We start from the raw sequence: 22,009 nt of genomic DNA, 5'->3' as shown, positions 1-22,009 counted from the left end.
GCGGCTTGCGCCGCGCCCGCTTCAACTCGCAAGTACGCGAAGATCAGGCGGCGGTCTCTTCGCCTTCAGCCTTCTTCTCGCGGACGATCTCCTTGCCGGTCTCCTGGTCGACGACCTTCATCGACAGTCGGACCTTGCCGCGCTCGTCGAAGCCCATCAGCTTGACGTAGACCTTCTGGCCTTCCTTGACCACGTCGGTGGTCTTCTGGACGCGGGCGTCGGCCAGCTGGGAGATGTGGACGAGGCCGTCCTTCGGGCCGAAGAAGTTGACGAAGGCGCCGAAGTCGGCGGTCTTCACCACGGTGCCCTCGTATATCTCACCGACTTCCGGCTCGGCCACGATAGTGTGGATCCACTTCTTGGCGGCCTCGATCTCCTTGGCGTTCGAGGAGGCGATCTTCACCGTGCCGTCGTCCTCGATGTTGATCTTGGCGCCGGTCTTCTCGACGATCTCGCGGATGACCTTGCCGCCCGAGCCGATCACGTCGCGGATCTTGTCGGTCGGGATGTGCATGACCTCGATGCGCGGCGCGAACTCGCCGAGCTCGGCGCGGGCGCCGGACAGCGCATGCGCCATTTCGCCGAGGATGTGCTGGCGGCCGCCCTTGGCCTGGTCCAGCGCGACCTTCATGATCTCCTCGGTGATGCCGGAGATCTTGATGTCCATCTGCAGCGAGGTGACGCCATCACGGGTGCCGGCCACCTTGAAGTCCATGTCGCCGAGGTGGTCCTCGTCACCGAGGATGTCGGAGAGCACCGCGTAGCGCTCACCTTCCTTGATCAGGCCCATGGCGATGCCCGCTACCGGCTTGGCGAGCGGAACGCCCGCATCCATCAGCGCCAGCGAGGTGCCACAGACCGTCGCCATCGAGGACGAGCCGTTCGACTCGGTGATCTCGGAAACGACGCGCAGCGTGTAGGGGAACTGCTCGGCCGAAGGCAGCATCGGCCGGATAGCGCGCCAGGCGAGCTTGCCGTGGCCGATCTCGCGGCGGCCCGGCGAGCCCATGCGGCCGGTCTCGCCGACCGAGTAGGGCGGGAAGTTGTAGTGGAGGAGGAACTTCTCCTTGTACATGCCGGTCAGGCTGTCGACATACTGCTCGTCCTCGCCGGTGCCCAGCGTGGCGACGACCAGCGCCTGCGTCTCGCCGCGCGTGAACAGCGCCGAACCGTGGGTGCGCGGCAGCACGCCGACTTCCGACACGATCTTGCGGACCGTGCTGAGGTCGCGGCCGTCGATGCGGGACTGGGTATCGAGGATGTTCCAGCGCACGATCTTGGCCTGGAGCTCCTTGAACACGGCGCCGACCTGCTCCGCCGTCCACCTCGGGGCTTCCTCGCCGACCGGGGCGAACGCCGCCTTGACCTTGGCCTTGACCGCGTCAACCGCGGCGTAGCGCTTCTGCTTGTCGACGTTCTTGTAGGCGTCGCGCAGCTCGCCCTCGACGAGCTTCAGCATCTCGGCCTCGAGTTCGCTGTAGCTCGGCGGCGTGAAGTCGCGCGGCTCCTTGGCGGCGACCTCGGCGAGCTTGATGATCGCATCGATCACCGGCTGGAAGCCCTTGTGGCCGAACATCACGGCGCCGAGCATGACGTCCTCGGGCAGCTCCTGGGCTTCCGATTCCACCATCAGCACGGCCGAATCCGTTCCGGCCACGACGAGATCGAGCTTGGACTCGGGCATCTCGTCGACATGCGGGTTGAGCACGTATTCGCCGTTGACATAGCCGACGCGCGCGCCGCCGATCGGGCCCATGAAGGGAACGCCCGACAGGGTCAGAGCGGCCGAGGTGGCGACGATCGAGACGATGTCCGGATCGTTCTCGAGATCATGCTGCAGCACGGTGACGACGATCTGCGTGTCGTTCTTGTAGCCGTCGGCGAAGAGCGGGCGGATCGGACGGTCGATCAGGCGGGAAACCAGCGTCTCCTTCTCGGAGGGACGGCCTTCGCGCTTGAAGTAGCCGCCCGGGATCTTGCCGGCGGCAAACGTCTTTTCCTGGTAGTTCACGGTGAGCGGGAAGAAGTCGAAGCCCGGCTTCGGCTCCTTGGCCGAGACGACGGTGGCGAGAACGACGGTCTCGCCGTAGGTGGCGAGCACGGCGCCGTCGGCCTGGCGGGCGATCTTGCCGGTCTCGAGGATGAGCGGGCGGCCGCCCCATTCGATTTCGACTTTGTGGTGATTGAACATGTCGTGTCCTTCATATCGGGAGGCTCCGCGCGGTTCCTAAAGTCGCGCAAAAGCCGTCCCTGGCTTCGTTCGGGCGAGCCACGGGCAAGACAACGGGAAGCTCGAAGCGTGGGGCCTGAACGAAATGCCCGCAGCCCGAGCGTCCTGCAATCCTGCCCCATGACCGTCCATGGGGGTTCTCGCCGGACCCTTCCGGCCATTGAACCAGCGGGCAGCCTGGTTGGCCGCCCGAATGCGAAACCGGCGCGCCAAGGCGCGCCGGTCGGGTAGTTAGCGGCGCAGGCCGAGCTTCTCGATCAGGGCCGAGTAGCGGGCCTCATCCTTGCGCTTGAGATAGTCAAGCAGGCTGCGGCGCTGCGAGACCAGAGCGAGCAGGCCACGGCGGGAATGGTTGTCCTTCTTGTGGTCCTTGAAGTGCTCGGTCAGGTTCTTGATGCGTTCGGAAAGCACGGCAACCTGGACTTCGGGCGAACCGGTGTCGCCCTTGGCGGTTGCGAATTCGGCCATCAGGGCCTGCTTACGTTCAGCAGTGATCGACATCGGATTCTTCCTTTCTGATCTGAGGAACGGGGTCGCCCACAGCCGGGATGTCGTCCAGCAGGGGCCGGTGAACAAGGCGCCAAATTCAGGCAGAAACTGCCCGTCCTGCGCGATGTTGCGCGGCATATAGGCGAATTCCACGGAAAAAGCCAGAGAGCATTTGGCGACGCGGCCAGGCAAACATCGAAGGCATCATCCGGCGAAGACGCGCTTCGGCTTGAACATGCCGGCCTCGATGGCGCCGATGGCCACCAGCCGCCCGCGCGCCGTCGCGCAGGCTTCCTCGGCTTCGACGGGGGCGTCGCGACCGCGGATGATGACGGGATTGCCGAGCCTGATCCGGTGGGCAGCGTCGTCGGAGAGGGCGACCTGCGGCAGGCATTCGAGCGCGGCGCCCGTGTCGATCAGCAGATCGTCGATCGCGCCGAAGTCGAGGAGCGGCTTGCCCGCCTCTTCCCACGCCGCCTGGCCGGCTTCGCCGAAGCGCGCCAACTCGAGTTCCGGGACCGTGACGAAGTCTTCCGGCGTAAAGGGGTCGACCTCGGTGCGGCGCAGTTCCGCGATGTGGCCGTAGCAGCCGAGGTCTCGGCCCATGTCGCGCGCGAGGCTGCGCACATAGGTGCCCTTGCCGCATTCGATCTCGAAGACGGTGCTGCCGTCGGGACGCATCTCGAGCAGGTCGAAGCGGCCGATCTCCACCTCGCGCTCGGGGATGTCGACGACTTCGCCCGAACGGGCCATGTCGTAGGCGCGCTCGCCGGCGATCTTGATGGCGGAAAACTGCGGCGGCGCCTGCATGATGACGCCGGTGTATTTCGGAAGCAAAGCGCGGATATCGTCTTCGCCAGGCCGCTTGTCCGAGGTCCTGGTGACCGGACCCTCGAGGTCGTCGGTCGAACGCTCCTCGCCCCAGGCAACGGTGAACCGATAGACCTTGGCGCCGTCCTGGACATAGGGAACGGTCTTGGTCGCCTCGCCGAGCGCGATCGGCAGCATGCCGGACGCCAGCGGGTCGAGGGTGCCGGCGTGACCGGCCTTGTCGGCCTGGTACAGCCACTTCACCTTGGCGACGGCCTCGGTCGAGCCCATGCCGACCGGCTTGTCCAAGATCACCCAGCCGGAGACCGACCGGCCCTTCTTCTTGCCGCGACGGGCCATCAATCGTCCTTGTCGTTCGTGTCGTGATCGAGATCGCGCGCCACTTCGGGCGACTTCAGCAGATCGTCGATCCTCGAGAAATTGTCGAAGCTGGTGTCGAGCCTGAAGCGGAACTCGGGCATGTATTTCATCTGCCGAAGCGCATGCGTAACCCGGCCGCGAATGAATTTGGCGTGGCTGTTCAGCGCCTTGACCACTGCCAGGTGGTCGCCCGGGCCGAGCGGCGAGACGAAGGCCGTGGCGATCTTCAGGTCCGGCGACATCCGCACCTCGGAGATCGAGATAACGCTGCCTTCGATCAACGGATCGATGATTTCGCCGCGCCGCAATAGATCGGCGAGGGCATGGCGCACCTGTTCGCCGACGCGCAGCATGCGCTGGGAGGGGCCGGAGCCTGAGGATCTCGACATGGTTCCTATCTCGATCCGTGCGCGCGGAATGGGACCGCGGGCACGGTTCATGAATTCCGGGGCGGCGGCATCGCCGCCGCCGCAACTAAAGCCGGCGATACGCCCCTAGAGCGACCGCGTCACCATCTCGACGCGGAAGCACTCGATGATGTCGCCGACCTGAAGGTTCTCGAAGTTCTGGAAGGCCATGCCGCACTCCTGGCCGACCGGGACCTCGGGCACTTCGTCCTTGAAGCGCTTCAGCGTCTTCAGCGTGCCTTCGTGGATGACGACGTTGTCGCGGATCAGGCGCACGCCCGCGCCGCGCTCCACCTTGCCTTCGGTGACACGGCAGCCGGCGATCTTGCCGACCTTGGTGATGTCGAACACCTCCAGAATCTCGGCGTTGCCGAGGAAGGTCTCGCGGCGCTCCGGCGAGAGCAGGCCCGACATCGCCGCCTTCACGTCATCCACCAGGTTGTAGATGATGTTGTAGTAGCGGATCTCGATGCCGGCGGCCTCGGCGGCGGCCCGCGCCTGCGGATTTGCGCGAACGTTGAAGCCTATCATCGCCGCGCCCGACGTCTCCGCCAGCGACACGTCGCTCTCGGTGATGGCGCCGGCGCCGGAATGGACGATGCGGGCCCTGACTTCGTCGGTGCCCAGCTTCTCGAGGGCCGCGATGATCGCCTCGACCGAACCCTGCACGTCGCCCTTGATGACCAGTGGGAACTCCTTAAGCCCGCTGGTCTGGAGCTGCGACATCATCTGTTCGAGCGAACCGCGCTGGCCGGCATGCTTGGCGACGGCCTTGTCGCGCGCCAGCCGCTGGCGATACTCGGTGATCTCGCGCGCACGAGCCTCGCTGGCCACCGTCGCGAAACGGTCGCCGGCGCGGGGCGCGCCCTGCAGGCCGAGCACCTCGACCGGCGTCGAGGGGCCGGCTTCCTTGAGCTGCCCGCCGCGATCGTCGACGATCGCGCGCACGCGGCCCCATTCATTGCCGGCCACGACGATGTCGCCGATCATCAGGGTGCCGGTCTGGACCAGGACGGTCGCAACGGCGCCACGGCCCTTTTCAAGCTGCGCCTCGATGACCACGCCTTCGGACGTGCGGTCCGGATTGGCCTTCAGGTCGAGAAGCTCGGCCTGCAGCAGGATCGCCTCGAGAAGCTTGTCGAGGTTGGTCCCCTTGGTCGCGGACACTTCGACGTCGAGCACCTCGCCGCCCATCGATTCGACGAAAACCTCGTGCTGCAGCAGCTGCGTGCGCACCTTCTGCGGGTCGGCGCTCGGCTTGTCGATCTTGTTGATCGCAACGATGATCGGCACACCCGCCGCCTTCGCGTGGTTGATGGACTCGATCGTCTGCGGCATCACCGAATCGTCGGCCGCCACCACCAGAACCGCGATGTCCGTCGCCTGCGCGCCGCGGGCGCGCATGGCGGTGAACGCCGCGTGGCCGGGCGTGTCGATGAAGGTGATCTTGCTGCCGTTCTTCTCGACCTGATAGGCGCCGATATGCTGGGTGATGCCTCCGGCCTCGCCAGACACGACATTGGCGTTGCGGATGGCGTCGAGCAGCGACGTCTTGCCGTGGTCGACGTGACCCATGATGGTGACGACCGGCGGGCGCGGCTCCAGGTCTTCCGGCTTGTCCGGCTCCTTGAACACGCCTTCCTCGATGTCGGCTTCGGCGACGCGGCGCACGGTGTGGCCGAATTCGGAAGCCACCAGTTCGGCCGTGTCGGCGTCGATCACGTCGCCCGGCTTCAGGATCTGGCCCTGCTTCATGAAGAACTTCACGATATCGACCGCGCGCTCCGACATGCGGTTGGCGAGATCGGCGATGGTGATGGTCTCCGGCAGGACGACCTCGCGGACGATCTTCTCGCGCGGCTCCTGGTGGAGGGCGCGCTTGAACTTCTCCTGGCGGCGGCGCATCGACGACAGCGAGCGCGAGCGTGCGTCGTCGCCGGCAGTCGCCGAGTTCAGCGTCAGCTTGCCGCGGCGACGGTCGTCCTCGCCCTTGGTGCGCTGCGGGCGCTCGGGCTGGGCCGGCGCAAGGCGGCGCGGCGGCAGGCCGGCCGTGGCCGGACGGCGCGGCTTCGCCTCTTCCTCTTCTGGGGCGGCGTCGGCCGTCGGCGTGCGGCGGCGGGCCTCTTCCTCGGCGCGGCGGCGCGACTCGGCCTCGGCGAGCAGGCGGGCCTCTTCCTCGGCCTGACGGCGGGCGGATTCCTCGCGCTCGCGCTTGCGGCGCTCTTCTTCTTCCTGGCGACGCTTGGCGTCCTCGGCGGCGCGCTGGCGGTCCTCGATCTCACGCGCCTTGGAGCCTTCGAGCGCGCGGCGGCGGGCCTCGATCTCCTCGGCCGACAGGTCGTTGAGGACGAGGTTGGGCCGGTCGGGGGCCGGGGCCGCGGGCGCCGGCTTGGCTTCCTGTACCACGGGCGCGGGCTTTGCCGGGGCGGGCGGAGCCTTCGGCGTGAACACCGACTCCTGCTTCTCGCCCGGCTTGACGAACTTGCGCTTGGTCTCGACGACGACAGATTTCGTGCGCCCATGCGAGAAATTCTGCCGCACGGTCGACTGCTCGACGCCCGGACGCTTCAGCGTCAGCGTCTTCTTGGGATTGACGCTCAACGTCTTGTCGTCTCCGGTTTTCGTATCGCTCATTCCATATCCTCTGCGGCCACATTCCCGTCAGCAATCGCCGCAAACATCGCCAACTCGTCCGGAGAACCGCCCCGGTATCGGTCAAGCGCCACCGTGCGCTTTTCAGCCGCTCGCCCAGCGTCGCCCGCAAGAACGGCTGCATGTATCACATTTGTACCGCCCAATGCCAAACCCAATTCCTGTTCGGAAAAAAGTTTGTAGGCCATGATTTCCGGGCCTCCCGCGTGAACGGTCGCGCGACGCGCCTGGGCAATCTTGCGCTGGCCGTCCCCGGACGCCTCAGCGGCGTGCAGCACCAGGAGCGCCGTTCCGTTGCGCACCGACGCCTCGACTTTCGTCGCGCCGAGTGCAACGACGCCAGCCTTTCGCGCCAGCCCGAGCGCTCCGAGGGCGGACTTAGCCAGCAACCTGTCGACCATGTCGCCAAGGTCGGCGGGCACCGAAACCTCGGTCTTCAGCGCCCGCGCGAACAGGCCCTTCTTGACCGCCTTATCGACGTGCTCGCGGTCGCCGGTCACCCAGCATCCGCGTCCGGGCAGGTTTCTCTTCAGGTCCGGCACGACGGCCCGGTCCGGGCCGACGACGAACCGGATCAGTTCATCCGGCTCGGCCGGGCGGCGCGTGACGATGCAGGTGCGATCGTTCATCTCTGGCAAGGAACGCTCCGAGACCTTTTCCGCGCCGGCTCACGTCAGGCTTCCACGTCGACCGGAGCTTCGGCGTCGGCCGCCTCTTCCTCCGGTGCGATCCAGCCCGCCAGCTGGCGCGCGGCCAGCACCATCTGCTCAGCCTCGGCGCGCGACACGTTGTGGGCGGCGAGAACGCCCGGGAAGAACTTGGTCTCGCCGTCCTTGCGCTCCTTCCAGCCGACGAGGTCGTCGACCGCGTAGCCGGCAAAGTCCTCGATCGACTTCACGCCGTCCTCGCCGAGCACCACCATCATGGCGGTGGTCACGCCGGGAATCTCGCGAAGCTCGTCCAGGACGCCCAATTCCTTGCGCTTGGCGTCGTGCTCGGCCTCGATCTTCTCCAGATAGTCGCGGGCGCGCTGCTGGATCTCGCTTGCTGTATCCTCGTCGAAGCCGTCGATCGACGAAATCTCGTCGGGTTCGACATAGGCGACTTCCTCGACCGAGGTGAAGCCTTCGGACGCCAGGACCTGGCCGACCATCTCGTCGACGTCGAGCGCCTCCATGAACAGCGTCGAACGCTCGACGAACTCCTTCTGGCGCCGCTCGGACTCCTCCTGCTCGGTCAGGATGTCGATGTCCCAGCCGGTCAGCTGCGATGCAAGGCGGACGTTCTGGCCGCGGCGGCCGATGGCGAGCGAAAGCTGGTCGTCGGGGACAACCACCTCGATGCGCTCGGCCTCCTCGTCCAGCACCACCTTGGCGACTTCAGCCGGCTGCAGGGCATTGACGATGAAGGACGCGGCCGAGGGCGACCACGGGATGATGTCGATCTTCTCGCCCTGCAGTTCGCCGACGACGGCCTGGACCCTGGAGCCGCGCATGCCGACGCAGGCGCCAACCGGGTCGATCGAGGAGTCGCGCGAGACGACCGCGATCTTGGCGCGGCTGCCCGGATCGCGGGCGACCGACTTGATTTCGATGATGCCGTCGTAGATTTCCGGCACTTCCATGGTGAACAGCTTGGCCATGAACTGCGGGTGGGTACGCGACAGGAAGATCTGCGGGCCGCGCTGCTCGCGCCGGACGTCGTAGACATAGGCGCGCACGCGGTCGCCGTACTTGAAGTTCTCGCGCGGGATCAGCTCGTCGCGGCGAATGATCGCCTCGCCGCGGCCGAGGTCGACGATGACGTTGCCGTATTCGACGCGCTTCACGCTGCCGTTGACGATCTCGCCGATGCGATCCTTGTATTCATCGAACTGGCGGTCGCGCTCTGCCTCGCGCACTTTTTGAACAATGACTTGTTTAGCCGACTGGGCTGCAATGCGGCCGAAATCCATCGGCGGCAGCTGCTCGGCGATGAAGTCGCCGATCTCGGCGTCCGGATTGCGCTCCTGCGCGGACGACAGCGCGATCTGGCGGCCGTAGTCCTCGACGGTCTCGACGACTTCCATCAGGCGCTGCAGCTTCATCTCGCCGGTGTTCGGGTTGATGTCGGCGCGGATGTTGGTCTCCTGGCCGTAGCGCTGGCGCGCCGCCTTCTGGATGGCGTCGGCCATCGCGGCGATGACGATCGACTTGTCGATAGACTTTTCACGCGCAACCGCATCGGCGATCTGCAGCAGTTCGAGCCTGTTCGCACTGACTACCATTTCTGTCTCCCTGAACATGTCTCCCGGCCGGGGCCGGATGTCCGATCAAACGTCCGTTTCGTTGTCCGCGTCGGCGTCGTCCTGCCCGCCGCGGCGTTTCCTTGCTTCCTTGCGCGCCTTGTTGTCCTTGGACAGCGCGTCGCGGATGAGGTCATCCGTCAGCACCAGGCGCGCCTCGGCGATCGCCTCGTAGGGAACCCGGACGGCCGCCGAGTCGCCATAGGCCGGCACGTCGCGCTCGATCAGGACGTCGTCCTGGCCGGCTTCGGCGATCCTGCCCTTGAAGCGCTTGCGGTCGGCAACCAGGACCGACGTCTCCATTTTCACCTGGTGGCCGGACCAGGTCGCGAAATCCGACTTGCGCACCAGCGGGCGGTCGATGCCCGGCGACGAGACCTCCAGATGATAGGCCTTTTCGACGGGATCGGCGACGTCGAGCGCCGGCGAGACCGCGCGGCTTACTTCCTCGCAATCCTCGACGGTCATGGTGCCGTCGTCGCGCTCGGCCATGATCTGCAGCGTCAGCCCGTTCTGGCCGAGCAGGCGCACCCGCACCAGCCGGAAGCCCATTCCGCGAAGCACCGGCATGACGATGGCGGCAACGCGCGCATCGACGCCGCTTTCGCGGATGATGCGGTCATCCTCCATCGTATCGCCGGCAGTCGTCATCGGGTCTCCAGTTGCCAAGGTCCGGGCAACGCCCCGATCGGTAACAAAAAAGAGCGGGACCGGGTGGACCCACTCTTCGTCATACCGACCAAGAATTTCGGGCTGATATAGAGCCAATCGGCGCGATTTGCAAGCCACGGGCCCCTGCGGCCCTGGCCAGCGCCTCCGTGCCCATGCAGCCGGCGCATGGCTGCCCTGCCGCAGCAGCCCTGACCGAGGGTGTCCGTAGTTCCTAGTTTAGAGGTGGCGCCGCCCGCCGGCGTCGGAAAGCGAGTTAGCCATGACCACCCCCCGCAGCCGCCTTGGCGGCATCCTCACAGTCTTCGGCGACGCCATCGCCGCGGCCGCGGCCGTCAGCGAAGGCCGCCAGCCCAGGGCCAAGAACCTGCGCGGCCTCGGCATCGATCCGAGGCAGTTCCGCACGATCCGCCTCTAGGCCATCGGCCTGCGCGCCCGGCAAGCCGCCTGGCGCGCTCAGTCGGCGTCGGATGCGATCTGCGCCAGCACCTTGCTGCCGCGATAGCGCAGATAGAGCGGCAGGAAGACAGCCGTCAGCGCCAGCAGCCACAATCCGATGGCGATCCAGGAGTGAAACAGCGCCGTCGGATCGCCCTGGCTGATCTGCAGCGCCTGCCTGAGGCTCTTCTCCGCCATGGGACCGAGGATGAGGCCGACCACCACCGGCGCGATCGGATAGTGGAAGCGCCGCAGCGCGTAGCCCAGAATGCCGAACAGCATCAGCAGGCCAAGCCCGAACGAGATCGGGATTCCGAACAGCGAATAGGTCGAGCCGTCGGCGCCGATCGTGCCGAGCGTTGCAAAGACCAGGATGCCTCCGTAGAGCCATGGACGGGGAATGGTCAGCAGCCTGACCCACAGCCCGATCAGCGGCAGGTTCAGCACGAGCAGCATCAGGTTGGCGACGAGCAGGCTGGAGATCAGGCCCCAGACGAGCGGCGCGTTGGTGATGAAGAGCAGCGGGCCGGGCTGCAGGCCGAACTGCTGGAACCCGGCGAGCATGATGGCGGCGGTCGCCGTGGTCGGCAGGCCGAGCGTCAATAGCGGCACAAGCGTCCCGGCGGCCGACGCGTTGTTCGCCGCTTCCGGTCCGGCGACACCCTCGATCGCGCCGTGTCCGAACTCCTCCGGGTGTTTCGAGAAGTTGCGCTCGGCCGAATAGGACAGGAAGCTCGAGACGTCGGCGCCGCCGGCCGGCATCGCGCCGATCGGGAAACCGATGGCCGTGCCGCGCAGCCATGGCATCCAGGACCGCTTCCAGTCCTCGCGGGTCATCCAGACCGAGCCCTTGACCGCCTCGACCTTCTCCTCCGCGAGGTGCTTTGCCGACACCACGGCGAGCGTCTCGCCGATAGCGAACAGCGCGACCGCCAACGTCGTGACCGCGATGCCGTCGAACAGGTTGGGCAGGCCCATGGCCAACCGGGTCTGCCCGGTGAGCTGGTCGATGCCGATGAGGCCGAGCGCCAGCCCGATGAACAGGGACGTCAGTCCCCGCAGGGTCGAGTCGCCGAAGGCAGCCGAGACGGTCATGAAGGCGAGCAACATCAGGGCGAAATACTCGGCCGGCCCGAACGACAGCGCGAACTTGACCACCGTCGGGGCGATGAACGCCAGGCCAAGCGTCGCGATCAGACCGGCGACGAAGGAACCGATCGCGGCGGTGGCCAGGGCCGGTCCGCCGCGCCCCTGGCGCGCCATCTTGTTGCCTTCGAGCGCGGTGACGATGGATGCGCTCTCGCCTGGCGTGTTGAGCAGGATCGACGTGGTCGACCCGCCGTACATGCCGCCGTAGTAGATGCCGGCGAACATGATCAGGGAGCCGGCGGGATCGAGCTTGTAGGTCACCGGCAGCAGCAGCGCGACTGTGAGCGCCGGGCCGATGCCGGGCAGGACGCCGACGGCGGTGCCGAGCGTCACGCCGATCAGCGCATAGAGCAGGTGCGACCACTGCAGCGCGGTGAGAAGGCCCTGGCCGAGCAACTCGAAGGTATTCACGCTTCGGACCCCTCCGGATTCAGAAAAGTTGCTCCAGCGGCCCGGCCGGCAGGCTGAGCTGCAGTCCCTTGGCGAAGATGAACCAGACGATGAACGAGAAGACGATGCCGACCGGCACCGTCAGCCACAGCGGGCCGCGGCCGAACCCCTTGGCGGTGGCCGCGAACAGAACCCCGGTGGCGATCGAGAAGCCGAGCGTCTTCATGGTCAGCATCTGCAGCGCGAGCCCGCCGATGATCCACGCCATCGGCCCGAGCGCCTGTGTCTCGCGGTCGGGAAAGTCGCCGCGCCAGGCCTCGAGCGCGGTCAGCGCGCCGAGCCCGAACAGGCCTGCCGCCACGATATAGGGAAACGTCTTGGGGCCGACCGGGGAATAGACGGCGACGCCGCCCATTCCCGCAGTGCTCACGGCGATGGCCACCGCGACGAGCATCAGCAGAGCCGCGATGACCAGCGCCGCCTTGTCCGGTCCCCGACCGGATCGCCTGGGGCCGGCCTCGGTCATTGCACGAGGCCGATGTCCTTCAGGATCGCGGCGGTCGACTCATTGTCCTTCTTGAGCTGCTCGCCGAAGGCGTCGCCGGCGAGGTAGGTGTTGGCCCATCCCTTGTCGGCGAGGGTCTTCTGCCAGGTCGCGGAGTTCACCATCTTGTCGATATCCGCGACGATGGCCGCCTTCTGCTCATCGGTGATGCCGGGCGCGGCCGCCACCATGCGCCAGTTCTGGATGGAGACGTCGACTCCGGATTCCTTCAGCGTCGGCGCATCGACGCCGGCGATGCGCTCGTCGCTGGAGATGCCGATGATGCGCAGCGTGCCAGCCTTGATCTGCTCGGCGAACTCGCCATAGCCGGAGACGCCGACCGTCACCTGGTTGCCGAGGATCGCCGCGAGCGCCTCGCCGCCTCCGGAGAAGGCGATGTAGTTCACCTTGGTCGGATCGACGCCCACCGCCTTCGCGATCAGGCCGGCGGTGATGTGGTCGGTGCCGCCGGCGGAGCCGCCGCCCCAGGACACGGAGCCAGGGTCGGCCTTCAGCTTCTCGACGAGGCCAGCCATGTCCTTGATCTCGGAGGCGGCCGGCACGACGAGCGCCTCGAACTCGCCGGTCAGCCGGGCGATCGGCGTCACCTGGTCGAGCGTCACCGGCGACTTGTTGGTGAGGATAGCGCCGACCATGACATAGCCGCCGACGATCAGCTGCGTGGGATCGCCGCCGGCCTGGTTGACGAACTGGGCAAGGCCGATCGTACCGCCGGCGCCGGGCACGTTGACCACCTGAACGCTGTCGGAAATCTTTTCGTCCTGCAGGGCCGCCTGCATCGAGCGCGCCGTCTGGTCCCAGCCGCCGCCGGGCGAGGCCGGCGCCATGATCTTGTAGTCGCCGGCGATGGCGGGCATCGCCAGCACGCCGGCCAGCATTGCGGACAGTACGAAGCGCTTCATTTCAACTCCTCCCTTGAAAAGAACCGGCCAGGCGTCAGGCCCTGGCTCGTTTTGACGGTCATCTTGGCAGGTCGCCTTGACCGCTGCAAGGCGTGGCCTTCACCGCCGCCGGAACGTCAGATAGGCCGGCGTGCGGCCCTCGCGTAGCGCCTTCGCCTCGTAGCGCGTGCCGGGCCAGCCCCGATAAGGCGTTCGCCAGTCGCCGGCGTCGGCCGCCAGCCATTCGAAGCCGCCATGGGCGCCGCAATGGAGCAGCGTCCAGTTGACGTAGCTTTCGATGTCGGAGGCGAAGCGGAAGAGGCCGCCGGGCTTGAGCACGCGGTGGAAACGGTCGAGGTTGACGGGGCTGACGAAGCGCCGCTTCCAGTGCTTCTTCTTCGGCCAAGGGTCGGGGTAGAACAGGTCGATGCCGTCCAGCGACGCGTCCGGCAGCCAGTCGAGCAGGCGGGTCGCGTCGTCGTCGTAGACGCGCAGGTTGGCGAGACGGGCCTGCGCCTGCGCCGCCATCATCTTGGCCATCGAATTGACGAACGGCTCGACGCCGATGAAGCCGGCGGCCGGGTGACCGGTCGCCTCGTTCAGGAGGTGCTCGCCGCCGCCGAAGCCGATCTCGAGCCGTACCGCCGACACGTCGGCCTCGAACAGACCCCGGACATCGGCCGGTGCCGGCTGGCCGAGATCGAGCCCGTGGCGCTTCAGCCCCTCGACGAGCGCGGCCGCCTGCTGCGGACGCACCGGCTTGCCGCGCCGCCGCCCAAAAAAGGCTTCCGTCGAACGGCTTGCGCGGCCTTCGGTCATGGCGTTCGCGATGCGGCCCGCGGCTAGGCCGCCAGCCGCTCCTTCAGTTCCTTCGCAAGGTCCGTCTTCTCCCACGAGAAGGAACCGTCGCGGCCTGGCTTGCGGCCGAAATGCCCGTAGGACGACGTCTTGGCGTAGATCGGACGGTTGAGGTCCAGATGCTTGCGGATGCCGGACGGGGAAAGGTCCATGACCTCGCGCAGGACAGTCTCGAGCTTCGCTTCCTCGACCTTGCCGGTGCCGTGCAGGTCGACATAGACCGAAAGCGGCTGGGCCACGCCGATGGCGTAGGACAGCTGGATGGTGCAGCGATCGGCGAGCTTGGCCGCCACGACATTCTTGGCGAGGTAGCGCGCGGCATAGGCGGCCGAGCGGTCGACCTTGGTGGTGTCCTTGCCCGAAAACGCGCCGCCGCCATGGGGCGCCGCGCCGCCATAGGTGTCGACGATGATCTTGCGGCCGGTCAGGCCGGCATCGCCATCGGGCCCGCCGACAACGAACTTGCCGGTCGGGTTGATGTACCAGTTGCAGTCCTTGGCGATCTTCAGGTCGCCGAGCGCCTCGCGAATATAGGGCTCGACCACCTTGCGCACCTTCTTGGAATCCCAGCTGCCGTCGAGATGCTGGGTCGAGAGCACGATCGACGTGGCCTCGGCGGCCTTGCCGTCGACGTACTTGACCGTGACCTGGCTCTTGGCGTCCGGGCCGAGCTTGCCGGCGTCGCCCTTGCCGGCATGGCGGGCGGCCGAAAGCAGTTCGAGAATCTTGTGGCTGTAGTAGATCGGCGCCGGCATCAGGTCGGGCGTCTCGCGGCAGGCATAGCCGAACATGATGCCCTGGTCGCCCGCGCCTTCCTCGCCCTGGCGGTCGGCGGCGTTGTCCACGCCCTGGCCGATGTCCGGAGACTGGCCGTGCAGCAGCACGTCGATCTTGGCCGTCTTCCAGTGGAAGCCTTCCTGCTCGTAGCCGATCGCGCGGATCGCCTTCCTGGCGACCGACTTGAACTTCGACGGATTGACGACCTTGTTGCCGTGCTTGTCGACTTTCATCAGCGACTCCGGCACGCGCACCTCGCCGGCGATGATGACCCGGTTGGTGGTGGCCAGCGTCTCGCAGGCGACGCGGACCTTCCAGGGATCCATGCCGGTCTTCTTCGCCTCGCGGTAGACGAGGTCGACGATTTCGTCGGAGATGCGGTCGCAGACCTTGTCGGGGTGTCCCTCGGACACGGATTCGGAAGTGAAGAGATAGTTCTGCCGCGTCACGGATATCCCCTTTTTGCAGTTCGGCCGGCAACAGGCCGCCAACGGACGGGCATGGTGTTACCGATGCGCGCCCGCTTTCGTCAAGCAACCATTGCCTCGTACGGAGCCATGGTTGCGGAACGGATTTTCAGACCGCGGCACGGAACGGGAAGCGGCCGGTCTAGTCCTCGGCCGCCAGGCTCTTCACCAGATCGATGATCCGGCGGCGCACCTTCAGGTCGGCGATCCTGACGAAGGCGCGGTTGAGCTGCAGCCCTTCGGCGCTGGTGCAGAAGTCGAGCGCGAGCGCCGCTGAAGGATCTTCCGCGAAGCCGCGGTTGCCGGTCGTCTCGTGTCCGGGAAGGTCCTCGAAGAAGAAGGCGACGGGGACGCCGAGAATATTGGCGATCGCCTGCAGACGACTGGCGCCCACCCGGTTGGTGCCCTTTTCGTATTTCTGGATCTGCTGGAAGGTTATTCCGAGGTTTTCGCCGAGCTTCTCCTGGCTCATTCCAAGCATGTTGCGACGGAGCCTGATCCTGCTGCCAACGTGAACATCGGTCGGATTCGGCTTCTTCTTGTTATCTTTGTCTGCCATCTTTTCCTCGCCGGCAGCGGCCGGCTTTTCGCTTATCTTTTTTGTTTTCGTCCGGTGCATCTTGATACCCCCAACGATGCAACTGGCCGCGAGCCGCTGAGCCGGACTATTCAATATGAGTTTCTAATATATCCGGTGTCAATTCGCCCGTAGCCTCTGAACCACCAATCCTGTGCATGCCCATAGAAAAAAGAGCATAAGGATCGCGGCACCCACCTGCCGGCGCATGGGAAGCAGCGCGCCCGCTTCGTCGGGCACCGCAATCACCGCATCCAGGCTATCCCTGACATCCAGGGCCAGAGCGTCCACAACACGCCCGCGCTGGTCGATGATCCCGGAAACCCCGTTGTTGGCGGCGCGCAGCAACGGCAACCCCGTCTCGACGGCCCGCACTTGCGCCTGCCTGAAGTGCTGATAGGGGCCGGGCGTATCGCCGAACCACGCGTCGTTCGTGACGTTCACCATAAGCCGGCTTGACGCAGCGTCAACAGCTATCATGTCGGGAAAGATAATTTCATAGCAGATGAAGGGCGCAGCCGCGAGCCCACCAGGCAGGACCAGCGGATGGCGCTGGCTTCCGGCAACGAAGTTCATCGGCCCCGCAACCAACTGCTCGACGCCGAAGCGGGCCGCCACATCCGCGAAGGGGATATACTCGCCGAAGGGCACCAGATGCACCTTGTCGACGGCGTCCACGATCTCGCCGCTGTCGTCGACGGCGATCACCGAGTTGTAGTAGCGCTCGGCCCCGGCGCTGGCCTCGTCGCGCACCGCACCGGCGACCAGCATCTGGCCCGGCTGCAGCATCGCGCCGATTTCCGCCAGCGCGTCCGGCCTCTCGGTGAAGAAGAATGGCACCGACGTTTCGGGCCAGAGGATCAACTGCGGCTCGGGCTCACCCTCGCGCGGCGGTCGCGCCGAAAGGCCCATCGTCGTCGCGAAGACGCGGTCGCGGACGGAATCGTCCCACTTTTCCGACAGGTCGATCGAAGGCTGGACGATGCGCACGGCCAGCGACGTCGACGCGGGTTCGGGCGGCCGGTTCAGCCTAGCATAGCCGAACCCGACATGAGCGGCCACCAAGAGTACGGCGAGCCCGAGCCCGACGCGAAGGTGGCGCTCCGCCGCGAGCAGCGCCGGCGCCGCGAAGACGAAGACGGCAAGGACGTTCATGCCGGTGACGCTCGTGACGGCGACGCTCTGCATCAAGAGCGGCGTCGGCATTGCAGCAAAACCGACGGGGTTCCATGGAAATCCGGTGAAGACGAAACCTCTCAGCCATTCGGCCAGCCCGAAGGCAAAGGCGAGGGCGGCGATGCGGGCAAGGCCGTCGGACCACAGCAGCCGTGCGGCGGCCGTCGCCAGCGCGTAGAAAAAAGCCATAAGGAGCGGGATGCCGAGGACGGCGAAGGGCAGGGCCCAGGCGAAGCTCTCGGCCTCGACCAGCACCGCGCCGCCGATCCACCAGAGGCCGGCGAGGAAGTAGCCGAACCCGAACCACCATCCGGTGGCGAAAGCCGGCTTCAGCCGCCGCAGCAGGTTCCCGGTGCTTTCGTCGGTCACGCCGTCGAGCAGCCAGACCAGAACCGTAAACGACACGAAACCAGCTGCGAAGAAGTCGTAGGGCGCCTGGGTGAGGACCAGCAGCGCCCCGGCCGCAAACGCGGCAAGCAGGCGACGCCAACCCCACAGCAGAATGATCCGCCCCGCCAAGCGCTCCATACGCAGCCCACCCTCATCAGCCGTGGCATGACCGGTCGCCGGATGGTCTGGGTCACGCGTCTAGAGAATCACGCGCGGAGGTTAGTGCCTTTCGTCCCGGGAATGAACCGGCGACGAACGAGGCTAGGATCCGGGCTGCTCGACGCGCGCCGCGCGGCGCCGGCGCTCCGCCTTGACGATGTCGACGATGCGGACCCGCTTGACGCGTCGAGGGTCGGCGTCGAGCACGTGGAACTCGAAACCCGGAACGGGCTGAACCACCTCGCCGCGCACCGGCACGCGGCCGAGCGTGTTGAAGACCATGCCGCCGACCGTATCGACATAGTCGCCGTGCTCACCGGCCTTGAAGTCGTCGCCGATCAACGCGGCGACATCGTCGATCTCCGCCTTGCCGTCGACAATGTAGACGCCGTCGCCCGTCTGGGTGATCAGCGGCTCTTCGTCGTCATGCTCGTCCTCGATGTCGCCGACGACCATCTCTACGATGTCTTCCAGCGACGCCAGGCCGTCGGTGCCGCCATATTCGTCGATGACCAGCGCCATCTGCGTCCTGCTCGCCTGCATGCGCGCCATCAGGTCGGTGGCGAGCATCGACGGGGGCACGAACAGCACCGTGCGCATCAGGTTGAGTTCACCGATGGTCTTGCCCATGTCGATCTTGGCGAAGTCGAGCGCCTGGGCGTCGGCCTTCTGCGCGCCCCTGCCTTTCTTGGCGGCGCCGGCGAGCCTGGTGATGTGCGCCAGCAGGTCACGGATGTGAACCATGCCCCGGGGATCGTCGAGCGTCTCGGCATAGACCGGCATGCGCGAATGGCCGGACCGCTCGAAAACCTTCATCAGTTCGCCGAGCGTCGTGTTGATCTCGACGGCTTCGATGTCGGCGCGCGGGATCATCACGTCCTCGACGCGGACCTCGCGCAGCCGCAGGATGTTGTGCAGCATGGCCCGCTCGCCCGGCGAGAAGGCCTCGGCGCCGTGCTCGGTCTCGGCCAGCGCGTCGGCGATCTCCTCGCGAAGGTTCGAGCCGTTCTTGTGCCTGAAGAGGCCCGCGAGACGGTCGAGAAGGGATGTGCGGGCAGGTTGGGCCGCCGCCGCGGGCGACGGCTCGTCGGGACTCGAACTCGGGCCCTCTTCCGCCTTTTCGGCGTTCGCGCCTCCGGATTCGGGCTGCGCGGCGGTCTCTGGACTATCGTTCATTGTCGCCAGGTTGGTTTCCGCTTCTGTTACGCGTAGGGATCGGGAATGGCAAGTCTGGCGAGCGCCGCCCGCTCCAGCGCCTCCATCCGCTCCGCCTCGTCGTCATCCTCGTGGTCGTGGCCGAGCAGGTGCAAAAGGCCGTGGACGACGAGGTGGCTGATATGGTGCTCCAGCGGCTTGCCTTCCACCTCTGCCTCGCGCGCCACGGTCTCCGCGGCCAGAACGATATCGCCCAGCATAGGCGGGACATCCGCGCCCGGCACCGCCGGGAAGGCCGGAAAGGAAAGGACGTTCGTGGGCTTGTCCTTGCCGCGCCAGCCGGCGTTGAGGCTGCGGACCTGCGCATCGTCGGAAAACACCACGCTGACTTCCGATGCAGTCGCCGGAGGCATGCCGGTTTCCTCGGCGACCGCCGTCACCGCGCGTTCGACCAGACCGCGCAGCACCTGCTTTTTCGGCCAGTCGCCCGCCTCGACCAGCAGGTCGATGGCGATCGGTGTCTTTCGTCGTCGGGGCATATTCGCGAATCGCGGCGCAGGGCGCTCCGTTGGCAGGCCTGATCAGTCTTCCGAGCCGCCCAGGCCGCGGGCCAGCTTGGCGTCGCGGTCATAGGCCTTGACGATCTCGGCGACCAGCGGGTGCCTGACGACGTCGGCGTCGTTGAAGCGAACCGTCACCGATCCGGCAACGCCGTCGAGGATGCGCAGCGCCTCGACCAGGCCCGACTTGGTGTTCGGCGGCAGGTCGATCTGCGTCGGGTCGCCCGTCACGATCATGCGCGATCCCTCGCCGAGGCGCGTCAGGAACATCTTCATCTGCATCGGCGTGGTGTTCTGGGCCTCGTCCAGGATCACCGCGCAATGCGCCAGGGTGCGCCCGCGCATGAAGGCGAGCGGCGCGATCTCGATGACCTCGGCGGCGATCGCCCGCTCGACCTTGTCCGCCGGCATCATGTCGTAGAGCGCGTCGTACAGCGGCCGCAGATAGGGATCGACCTTCTCCTTCATGTCGCCGGGAAGGAAGCCCAGGCGCTCGCCGGCCTCGACCGCCGGCCGCGACAGGACGATGCGCTCGACGAGGCCGCGCTCGAGCAGCATCGCCGCATGGGCGACCGCCAGATAGGTCTTGCCGGTACCCGCCGGCCCGATGCCGAACACCAGTTCGGCGCGCTCCAGCGCGCGCATGTAGGCGTCCTGGTTGAGGGAACGGGCGTAGATGGTGCGCTTGCGGGTGGCGATCTGGGCGGCGGCCATCTTTCCCTTGCGCTCCAGAGTCGGCAGCGTCAGCTGGTCGTCGGCGGCGACCGCCATGCGCACCGCGCCATCGACGTCCGACTGTCCGATGTCGGCGCCCTTCTGCAGAATGCCGTAGAGATTGTCGAGCGCGCGGCGCGCCTGTTCGGCGGCCGTGGACGAACCCTTGATGGTGAGCTGGTTGCCGCGCGAGCGGATGTCGACGCCGAGCTTCTGTTCGAGCCTAGCCAGGTTTTCGTCGAACTGGCCGTAAAGCGCGCTGGCCAGCCGGTTATTGTCGAAGGTCAGGACGATGTGCGCCATGTCTGATGCCCCGGACGTCGGGCTGGCGGCCGGCTTTTCAAGCTTGGTGACGCTCAACCGTCTCTCCTTGTCTGCCGCAAGACCGTTCAGACCGACTCGGCGAACAGGCTGTTGGTACCCGTCCCCGTGATTCGCACATCAACAATGTCACCGATTTCGCCGGCCTTTTCATCAACAATAACCGGCTGCAGCCAGGGTGAGCGTCCAACGATCTGGCCGGGCCGGCGGCCGGGCTTCTCGACGAGCGTCGATATCGTCCGCCCGACGAGCCCTTCGGCAAAGGCATGCTGCTGTTCGGTGATCAGCGCCTGCAGCCGCTGCAGGCGTTCGTCCTTGACCTGCTCCTCGACGTGACCGTCCATCTCCGCGCCTGGCGTGCCGGGTCGCGGCGAATACTTGAACGAAAAGGCCGACGCGTAGTTGGTGGCGCGCACGATCGCCATCGTCGCCTCGAAATCGGCGTCGGTCTCGCCGGGAAAGCCGACGATGAAGTCGCCGGACATGGCGATATCGGACCGCGCCGCACGGATTCTCTCGATCAGCTTGAGGTAGTCGGCAGCCGTATGCCGGCGGTTCATCGCCTTCAGGATGCGGTCGGATCCCGACTGCACAGGCAGGTGCAGATAGGGCATCAAGGCCGCAAGGTCGCGGTGGGCCTCGATCAGTTCGTCATCCATGTCGCGCGGATGGCTGGTCGTATAGCGCAGCCTGGCGATGCCCGGAATTTCGGCAAGGCGGTAGAGCAGCCTGCCGAGGCCCCATTCGCGCCCATCCGGACCCTCGCCATGCCAGGCGTTGACGTTCTGGCCGAGCAGCGTCACCTCGCGCACGCCGGCTGCCGCCAGGCGCTCTGCCTCGCCGACAATCCGCTCGACCGGGCGCGACACTTCCGAGCCGCGCGTGTAGGGCACGACGCAGAAGGTGCAGAACTTGTCGCACCCTTCCTGAACGGTCAGGAAGGCGGTGACGCCGCGCCCGCGGATGGCCGAGCGCTGCGGCATCGGCAGGTGCTCGAACTTGTCCTCGACGGCGTATTCGGTCTCGACGACCTTCTCGCCCGCGCGCGCCTTGCGCAGAACCTCGGGCAGGCGATGATAGGTCTGCGGGCCGATGACCAGGTCGACCGCAGGCTGGCGGCGGATGATCTCGCGCCCTTCCGCCTGCGCCACGCAGCCGGCGACGCCGATGACCGTTTCCAGGCCGCGCGCCGCGCGTTCGGCCTTCAGCGCCCTGACGCGCCCCAGCTCGGAATAGACCTTTTCCGCCGCCTTCTCCCTGATATGGCAGGTGTTGAGCAGCACGAGGTCGGCGTCCTCGATGCTTTCGGTGGCGGCATAGCCGTCGACTGCCAGCGCATCGGCCATGCGCTGGCTGTCGTAGACGTTCATCTGACAGCCATAGGTCTTGACGAAGACCTTCTTCGCTGCCGGCGCGTCCGCCTCGTGCTTGCGGCTTGCGGCGGTCTCAGCCAGGTCGAGTTGTTCCAGTTCCATCGGGCGGCTTTTAGTGCCTTTCGGCGACAAAAAAC

General features: G+C 66.5%; 20 protein-coding genes. 1 reads left to right on the top strand and 19 read right to left on the bottom strand.

Annotated elements, in window-relative coordinates; translation table 11 throughout:
* Window positions 1-43: 43 nt before the first annotated feature.
* The 8 genes from pnp to rimP form a co-directional block, all read right to left on the bottom strand.
* The gene (gene pnp / locus ABUE31_RS09640) at window positions 44-2,191 is read right to left on the bottom strand and encodes a polyribonucleotide nucleotidyltransferase (protein WP_367723317.1); all 2,148 of its coding nucleotides are present in this window, start codon (window positions 2,189-2,191) and stop codon (window positions 44-46) included.
* 270 nt (window positions 2,192-2,461) lie between these two features.
* Window positions 2,462-2,857: a 30S ribosomal protein S15 gene (gene rpsO, locus ABUE31_RS09635; RefSeq protein WP_367723612.1), complete on the bottom strand. Its 396-nt coding sequence runs from the start codon at window positions 2,855-2,857 to the stop codon at window positions 2,462-2,464.
* Between the two features lie 66 nt (window positions 2,858-2,923).
* Entirely contained in the window at window positions 2,924-3,889 is a 966-nt protein-coding gene (gene truB, locus ABUE31_RS09630; protein ID WP_367723315.1) for a tRNA pseudouridine(55) synthase TruB, read from the bottom strand.
* Entirely contained in the window at window positions 3,889-4,299 is a 411-nt protein-coding gene (gene rbfA / locus ABUE31_RS09625; RefSeq protein WP_367723314.1) for a 30S ribosome-binding factor RbfA, read from the bottom strand. Before rbfA ends, truB begins: the two co-directional genes overlap by 1 nt.
* Window positions 4,300-4,404: 105 nt before the next feature.
* Complete coding sequence (infB, locus tag ABUE31_RS09620; RefSeq protein WP_367723313.1) at window positions 4,405-6,951, bottom strand: translation initiation factor IF-2; 2,547 nt, start codon at window positions 6,949-6,951, stop codon at window positions 4,405-4,407.
* Window positions 6,948-7,607, bottom strand: a complete 660-nt coding sequence (locus ABUE31_RS09615; protein ID WP_367723311.1) for an RNA-binding protein — start codon at window positions 7,605-7,607, stop codon at window positions 6,948-6,950. Before ABUE31_RS09615 ends, infB begins: the two co-directional genes overlap by 4 nt.
* A 35-nt stretch (window positions 7,608-7,642) precedes the next feature.
* The gene (gene nusA / locus ABUE31_RS09610; protein WP_367723310.1) at window positions 7,643-9,235 is read right to left on the bottom strand and encodes a transcription termination factor NusA; all 1,593 of its coding nucleotides are present in this window, start codon (window positions 9,233-9,235) and stop codon (window positions 7,643-7,645) included.
* A gap of 45 nt (window positions 9,236-9,280) precedes the next feature.
* Entirely contained in the window at window positions 9,281-9,904 is a 624-nt protein-coding gene (gene rimP, locus ABUE31_RS09605) for a ribosome maturation factor RimP (RefSeq protein ID WP_367723309.1), read from the bottom strand.
* 280 nt (window positions 9,905-10,184) lie between these two features.
* Here rimP and ABUE31_RS09600 point away from each other — a divergent pair, with 280 nt between their 5' ends.
* Window positions 10,185-10,340 carry a hypothetical protein gene (locus ABUE31_RS09600; RefSeq protein WP_367723308.1) on the top strand — a complete coding sequence of 52 codons (156 nt, stop codon included), beginning with the start codon at window positions 10,185-10,187 and terminating at the stop codon, window positions 10,338-10,340.
* Between the two features lie 38 nt (window positions 10,341-10,378).
* Here ABUE31_RS09600 and ABUE31_RS09595 read toward each other — a convergent pair whose 3' ends face one another.
* The 11 genes from ABUE31_RS09595 to miaB all read right to left on the bottom strand — a co-directional run bounded on the left by ABUE31_RS09595 (window position 10,379) and on the right by miaB (window position 21,974).
* Complete coding sequence (locus ABUE31_RS09595; protein WP_367723307.1) at window positions 10,379-11,920, bottom strand: tripartite tricarboxylate transporter permease; 1,542 nt, start codon at window positions 11,918-11,920, stop codon at window positions 10,379-10,381.
* A 19-nt stretch (window positions 11,921-11,939) separates the two neighbouring features.
* Window positions 11,940-12,425, bottom strand: a complete 486-nt coding sequence (locus ABUE31_RS09590; protein WP_367723305.1) for a tripartite tricarboxylate transporter TctB family protein — start codon at window positions 12,423-12,425, stop codon at window positions 11,940-11,942.
* Window positions 12,422-13,366 carry a Bug family tripartite tricarboxylate transporter substrate binding protein gene (locus ABUE31_RS09585; RefSeq protein ID WP_367723303.1) on the bottom strand — a complete coding sequence of 315 codons (945 nt, stop codon included), beginning with the start codon at window positions 13,364-13,366 and terminating at the stop codon, window positions 12,422-12,424. The genes ABUE31_RS09590 and ABUE31_RS09585 overlap by 4 nt, the downstream gene beginning before the upstream one ends.
* A gap of 99 nt (window positions 13,367-13,465) precedes the next feature.
* Window positions 13,466-14,164 (bottom strand): tRNA (guanine(46)-N(7))-methyltransferase TrmB, encoded by a 699-nt coding sequence (trmB, locus tag ABUE31_RS09580; RefSeq protein ID WP_367723302.1) that lies wholly within the window; start codon window positions 14,162-14,164, stop codon window positions 13,466-13,468.
* Between the two features lie 23 nt (window positions 14,165-14,187).
* Window positions 14,188-15,429 (bottom strand): methionine adenosyltransferase, encoded by a 1,242-nt coding sequence (gene metK, locus ABUE31_RS09575; RefSeq protein ID WP_367723301.1) that lies wholly within the window; start codon window positions 15,427-15,429, stop codon window positions 14,188-14,190.
* Window positions 15,430-15,589: 160 nt separating this feature from the next.
* Window positions 15,590-16,006, bottom strand: coding sequence for a helix-turn-helix domain-containing protein (locus tag ABUE31_RS09570; protein ID WP_367723300.1), 417 nt, complete (start codon window positions 16,004-16,006; stop codon window positions 15,590-15,592).
* Between the two features lie 138 nt (window positions 16,007-16,144).
* Window positions 16,145-17,728, bottom strand: a complete 1,584-nt coding sequence (lnt, locus tag ABUE31_RS09565; protein WP_367723299.1) for an apolipoprotein N-acyltransferase — start codon at window positions 17,726-17,728, stop codon at window positions 16,145-16,147.
* Between the two features lie 123 nt (window positions 17,729-17,851).
* The gene (locus ABUE31_RS09560) at window positions 17,852-18,925 is read right to left on the bottom strand and encodes a hemolysin family protein (RefSeq protein WP_367723298.1); all 1,074 of its coding nucleotides are present in this window, start codon (window positions 18,923-18,925) and stop codon (window positions 17,852-17,854) included.
* A gap of 26 nt (window positions 18,926-18,951) precedes the next feature.
* A complete protein-coding gene (gene ybeY, locus ABUE31_RS09555; protein ID WP_367723297.1) occupies window positions 18,952-19,443 on the bottom strand; it encodes an rRNA maturation RNase YbeY in 492 nt (163 codons plus the stop codon).
* A gap of 42 nt (window positions 19,444-19,485) precedes the next feature.
* Complete coding sequence (locus ABUE31_RS09550; protein WP_367723611.1) at window positions 19,486-20,481, bottom strand: PhoH family protein; 996 nt, start codon at window positions 20,479-20,481, stop codon at window positions 19,486-19,488.
* An 86-nt stretch (window positions 20,482-20,567) separates the two neighbouring features.
* A complete protein-coding gene (gene miaB / locus ABUE31_RS09545; protein WP_367723296.1) occupies window positions 20,568-21,974 on the bottom strand; it encodes a tRNA (N6-isopentenyl adenosine(37)-C2)-methylthiotransferase MiaB in 1,407 nt (468 codons plus the stop codon).
* Window positions 21,975-22,009: the final 35 nt, after the last annotated feature.

It is taken from the genome of Mesorhizobium marinum (assembly GCF_040813675.1).
GTDB classification, from domain to species: Bacteria; Pseudomonadota; Alphaproteobacteria; order Rhizobiales; family Rhizobiaceae; genus Mesorhizobium_K; species Mesorhizobium_K marinum.
This window is presented reverse-complemented; position numbering and strand designations above follow the sequence as displayed.

What these genes read in the sequence shown, in the direction of transcription:
- pnp (WP_367723317.1), bottom strand. Translation starts at nt 2,191, where the DNA reads ATGTTCAATCACCACAAAGTCGAAATCGAATGGGGCGGCCGCCCGCTC.
- rpsO (WP_367723612.1), bottom strand. Translation starts at nt 2,857, where the DNA reads ATGCCGCGCAACATCGCGCAGGACGGGCAGTTTCTGCCTGAATTTGGC.
- truB (WP_367723315.1), bottom strand. Translation starts at nt 3,889, where the DNA reads ATGGCCCGTCGCGGCAAGAAGAAGGGCCGGTCGGTCTCCGGCTGGGTG.
- rbfA (WP_367723314.1), bottom strand. Translation starts at nt 4,299, where the DNA reads ATGTCGAGATCCTCAGGCTCCGGCCCCTCCCAGCGCATGCTGCGCGTC.
- infB (WP_367723313.1), bottom strand. Translation starts at nt 6,951, where the DNA reads ATGAGCGATACGAAAACCGGAGACGACAAGACGTTGAGCGTCAATCCC.
- nusA (WP_367723310.1), bottom strand. Translation starts at nt 9,235, where the DNA reads ATGGTAGTCAGTGCGAACAGGCTCGAACTGCTGCAGATCGCCGATGCG.
- rimP (WP_367723309.1), bottom strand. Translation starts at nt 9,904, where the DNA reads ATGACGACTGCCGGCGATACGATGGAGGATGACCGCATCATCCGCGAA.
- ABUE31_RS09600 (WP_367723308.1), top strand. Translation starts at nt 10,185, where the DNA reads ATGACCACCCCCCGCAGCCGCCTTGGCGGCATCCTCACAGTCTTCGGC.
- ABUE31_RS09590 (WP_367723305.1), bottom strand. Translation starts at nt 12,425, where the DNA reads ATGACCGAGGCCGGCCCCAGGCGATCCGGTCGGGGACCGGACAAGGCG.
- ABUE31_RS09585 (WP_367723303.1), bottom strand. Translation starts at nt 13,366, where the DNA reads ATGAAGCGCTTCGTACTGTCCGCAATGCTGGCCGGCGTGCTGGCGATG.
- trmB (WP_367723302.1), bottom strand. Translation starts at nt 14,164, where the DNA reads ATGACCGAAGGCCGCGCAAGCCGTTCGACGGAAGCCTTTTTTGGGCGG.
- ABUE31_RS09570 (WP_367723300.1), bottom strand. Translation starts at nt 16,006, where the DNA reads ATGGCAGACAAAGATAACAAGAAGAAGCCGAATCCGACCGATGTTCAC.
- lnt (WP_367723299.1), bottom strand. Translation starts at nt 17,728, where the DNA reads ATGGAGCGCTTGGCGGGGCGGATCATTCTGCTGTGGGGTTGGCGTCGC.
- ABUE31_RS09560 (WP_367723298.1), bottom strand. Translation starts at nt 18,925, where the DNA reads ATGAACGATAGTCCAGAGACCGCCGCGCAGCCCGAATCCGGAGGCGCG.
- ybeY (WP_367723297.1), bottom strand. Translation starts at nt 19,443, where the DNA reads ATGCCCCGACGACGAAAGACACCGATCGCCATCGACCTGCTGGTCGAG.
- ABUE31_RS09550 (WP_367723611.1), bottom strand. Translation starts at nt 20,481, where the DNA reads ATGGCGCACATCGTCCTGACCTTCGACAATAACCGGCTGGCCAGCGCG.
- miaB (WP_367723296.1), bottom strand. Translation starts at nt 21,974, where the DNA reads ATGGAACTGGAACAACTCGACCTGGCTGAGACCGCCGCAAGCCGCAAG.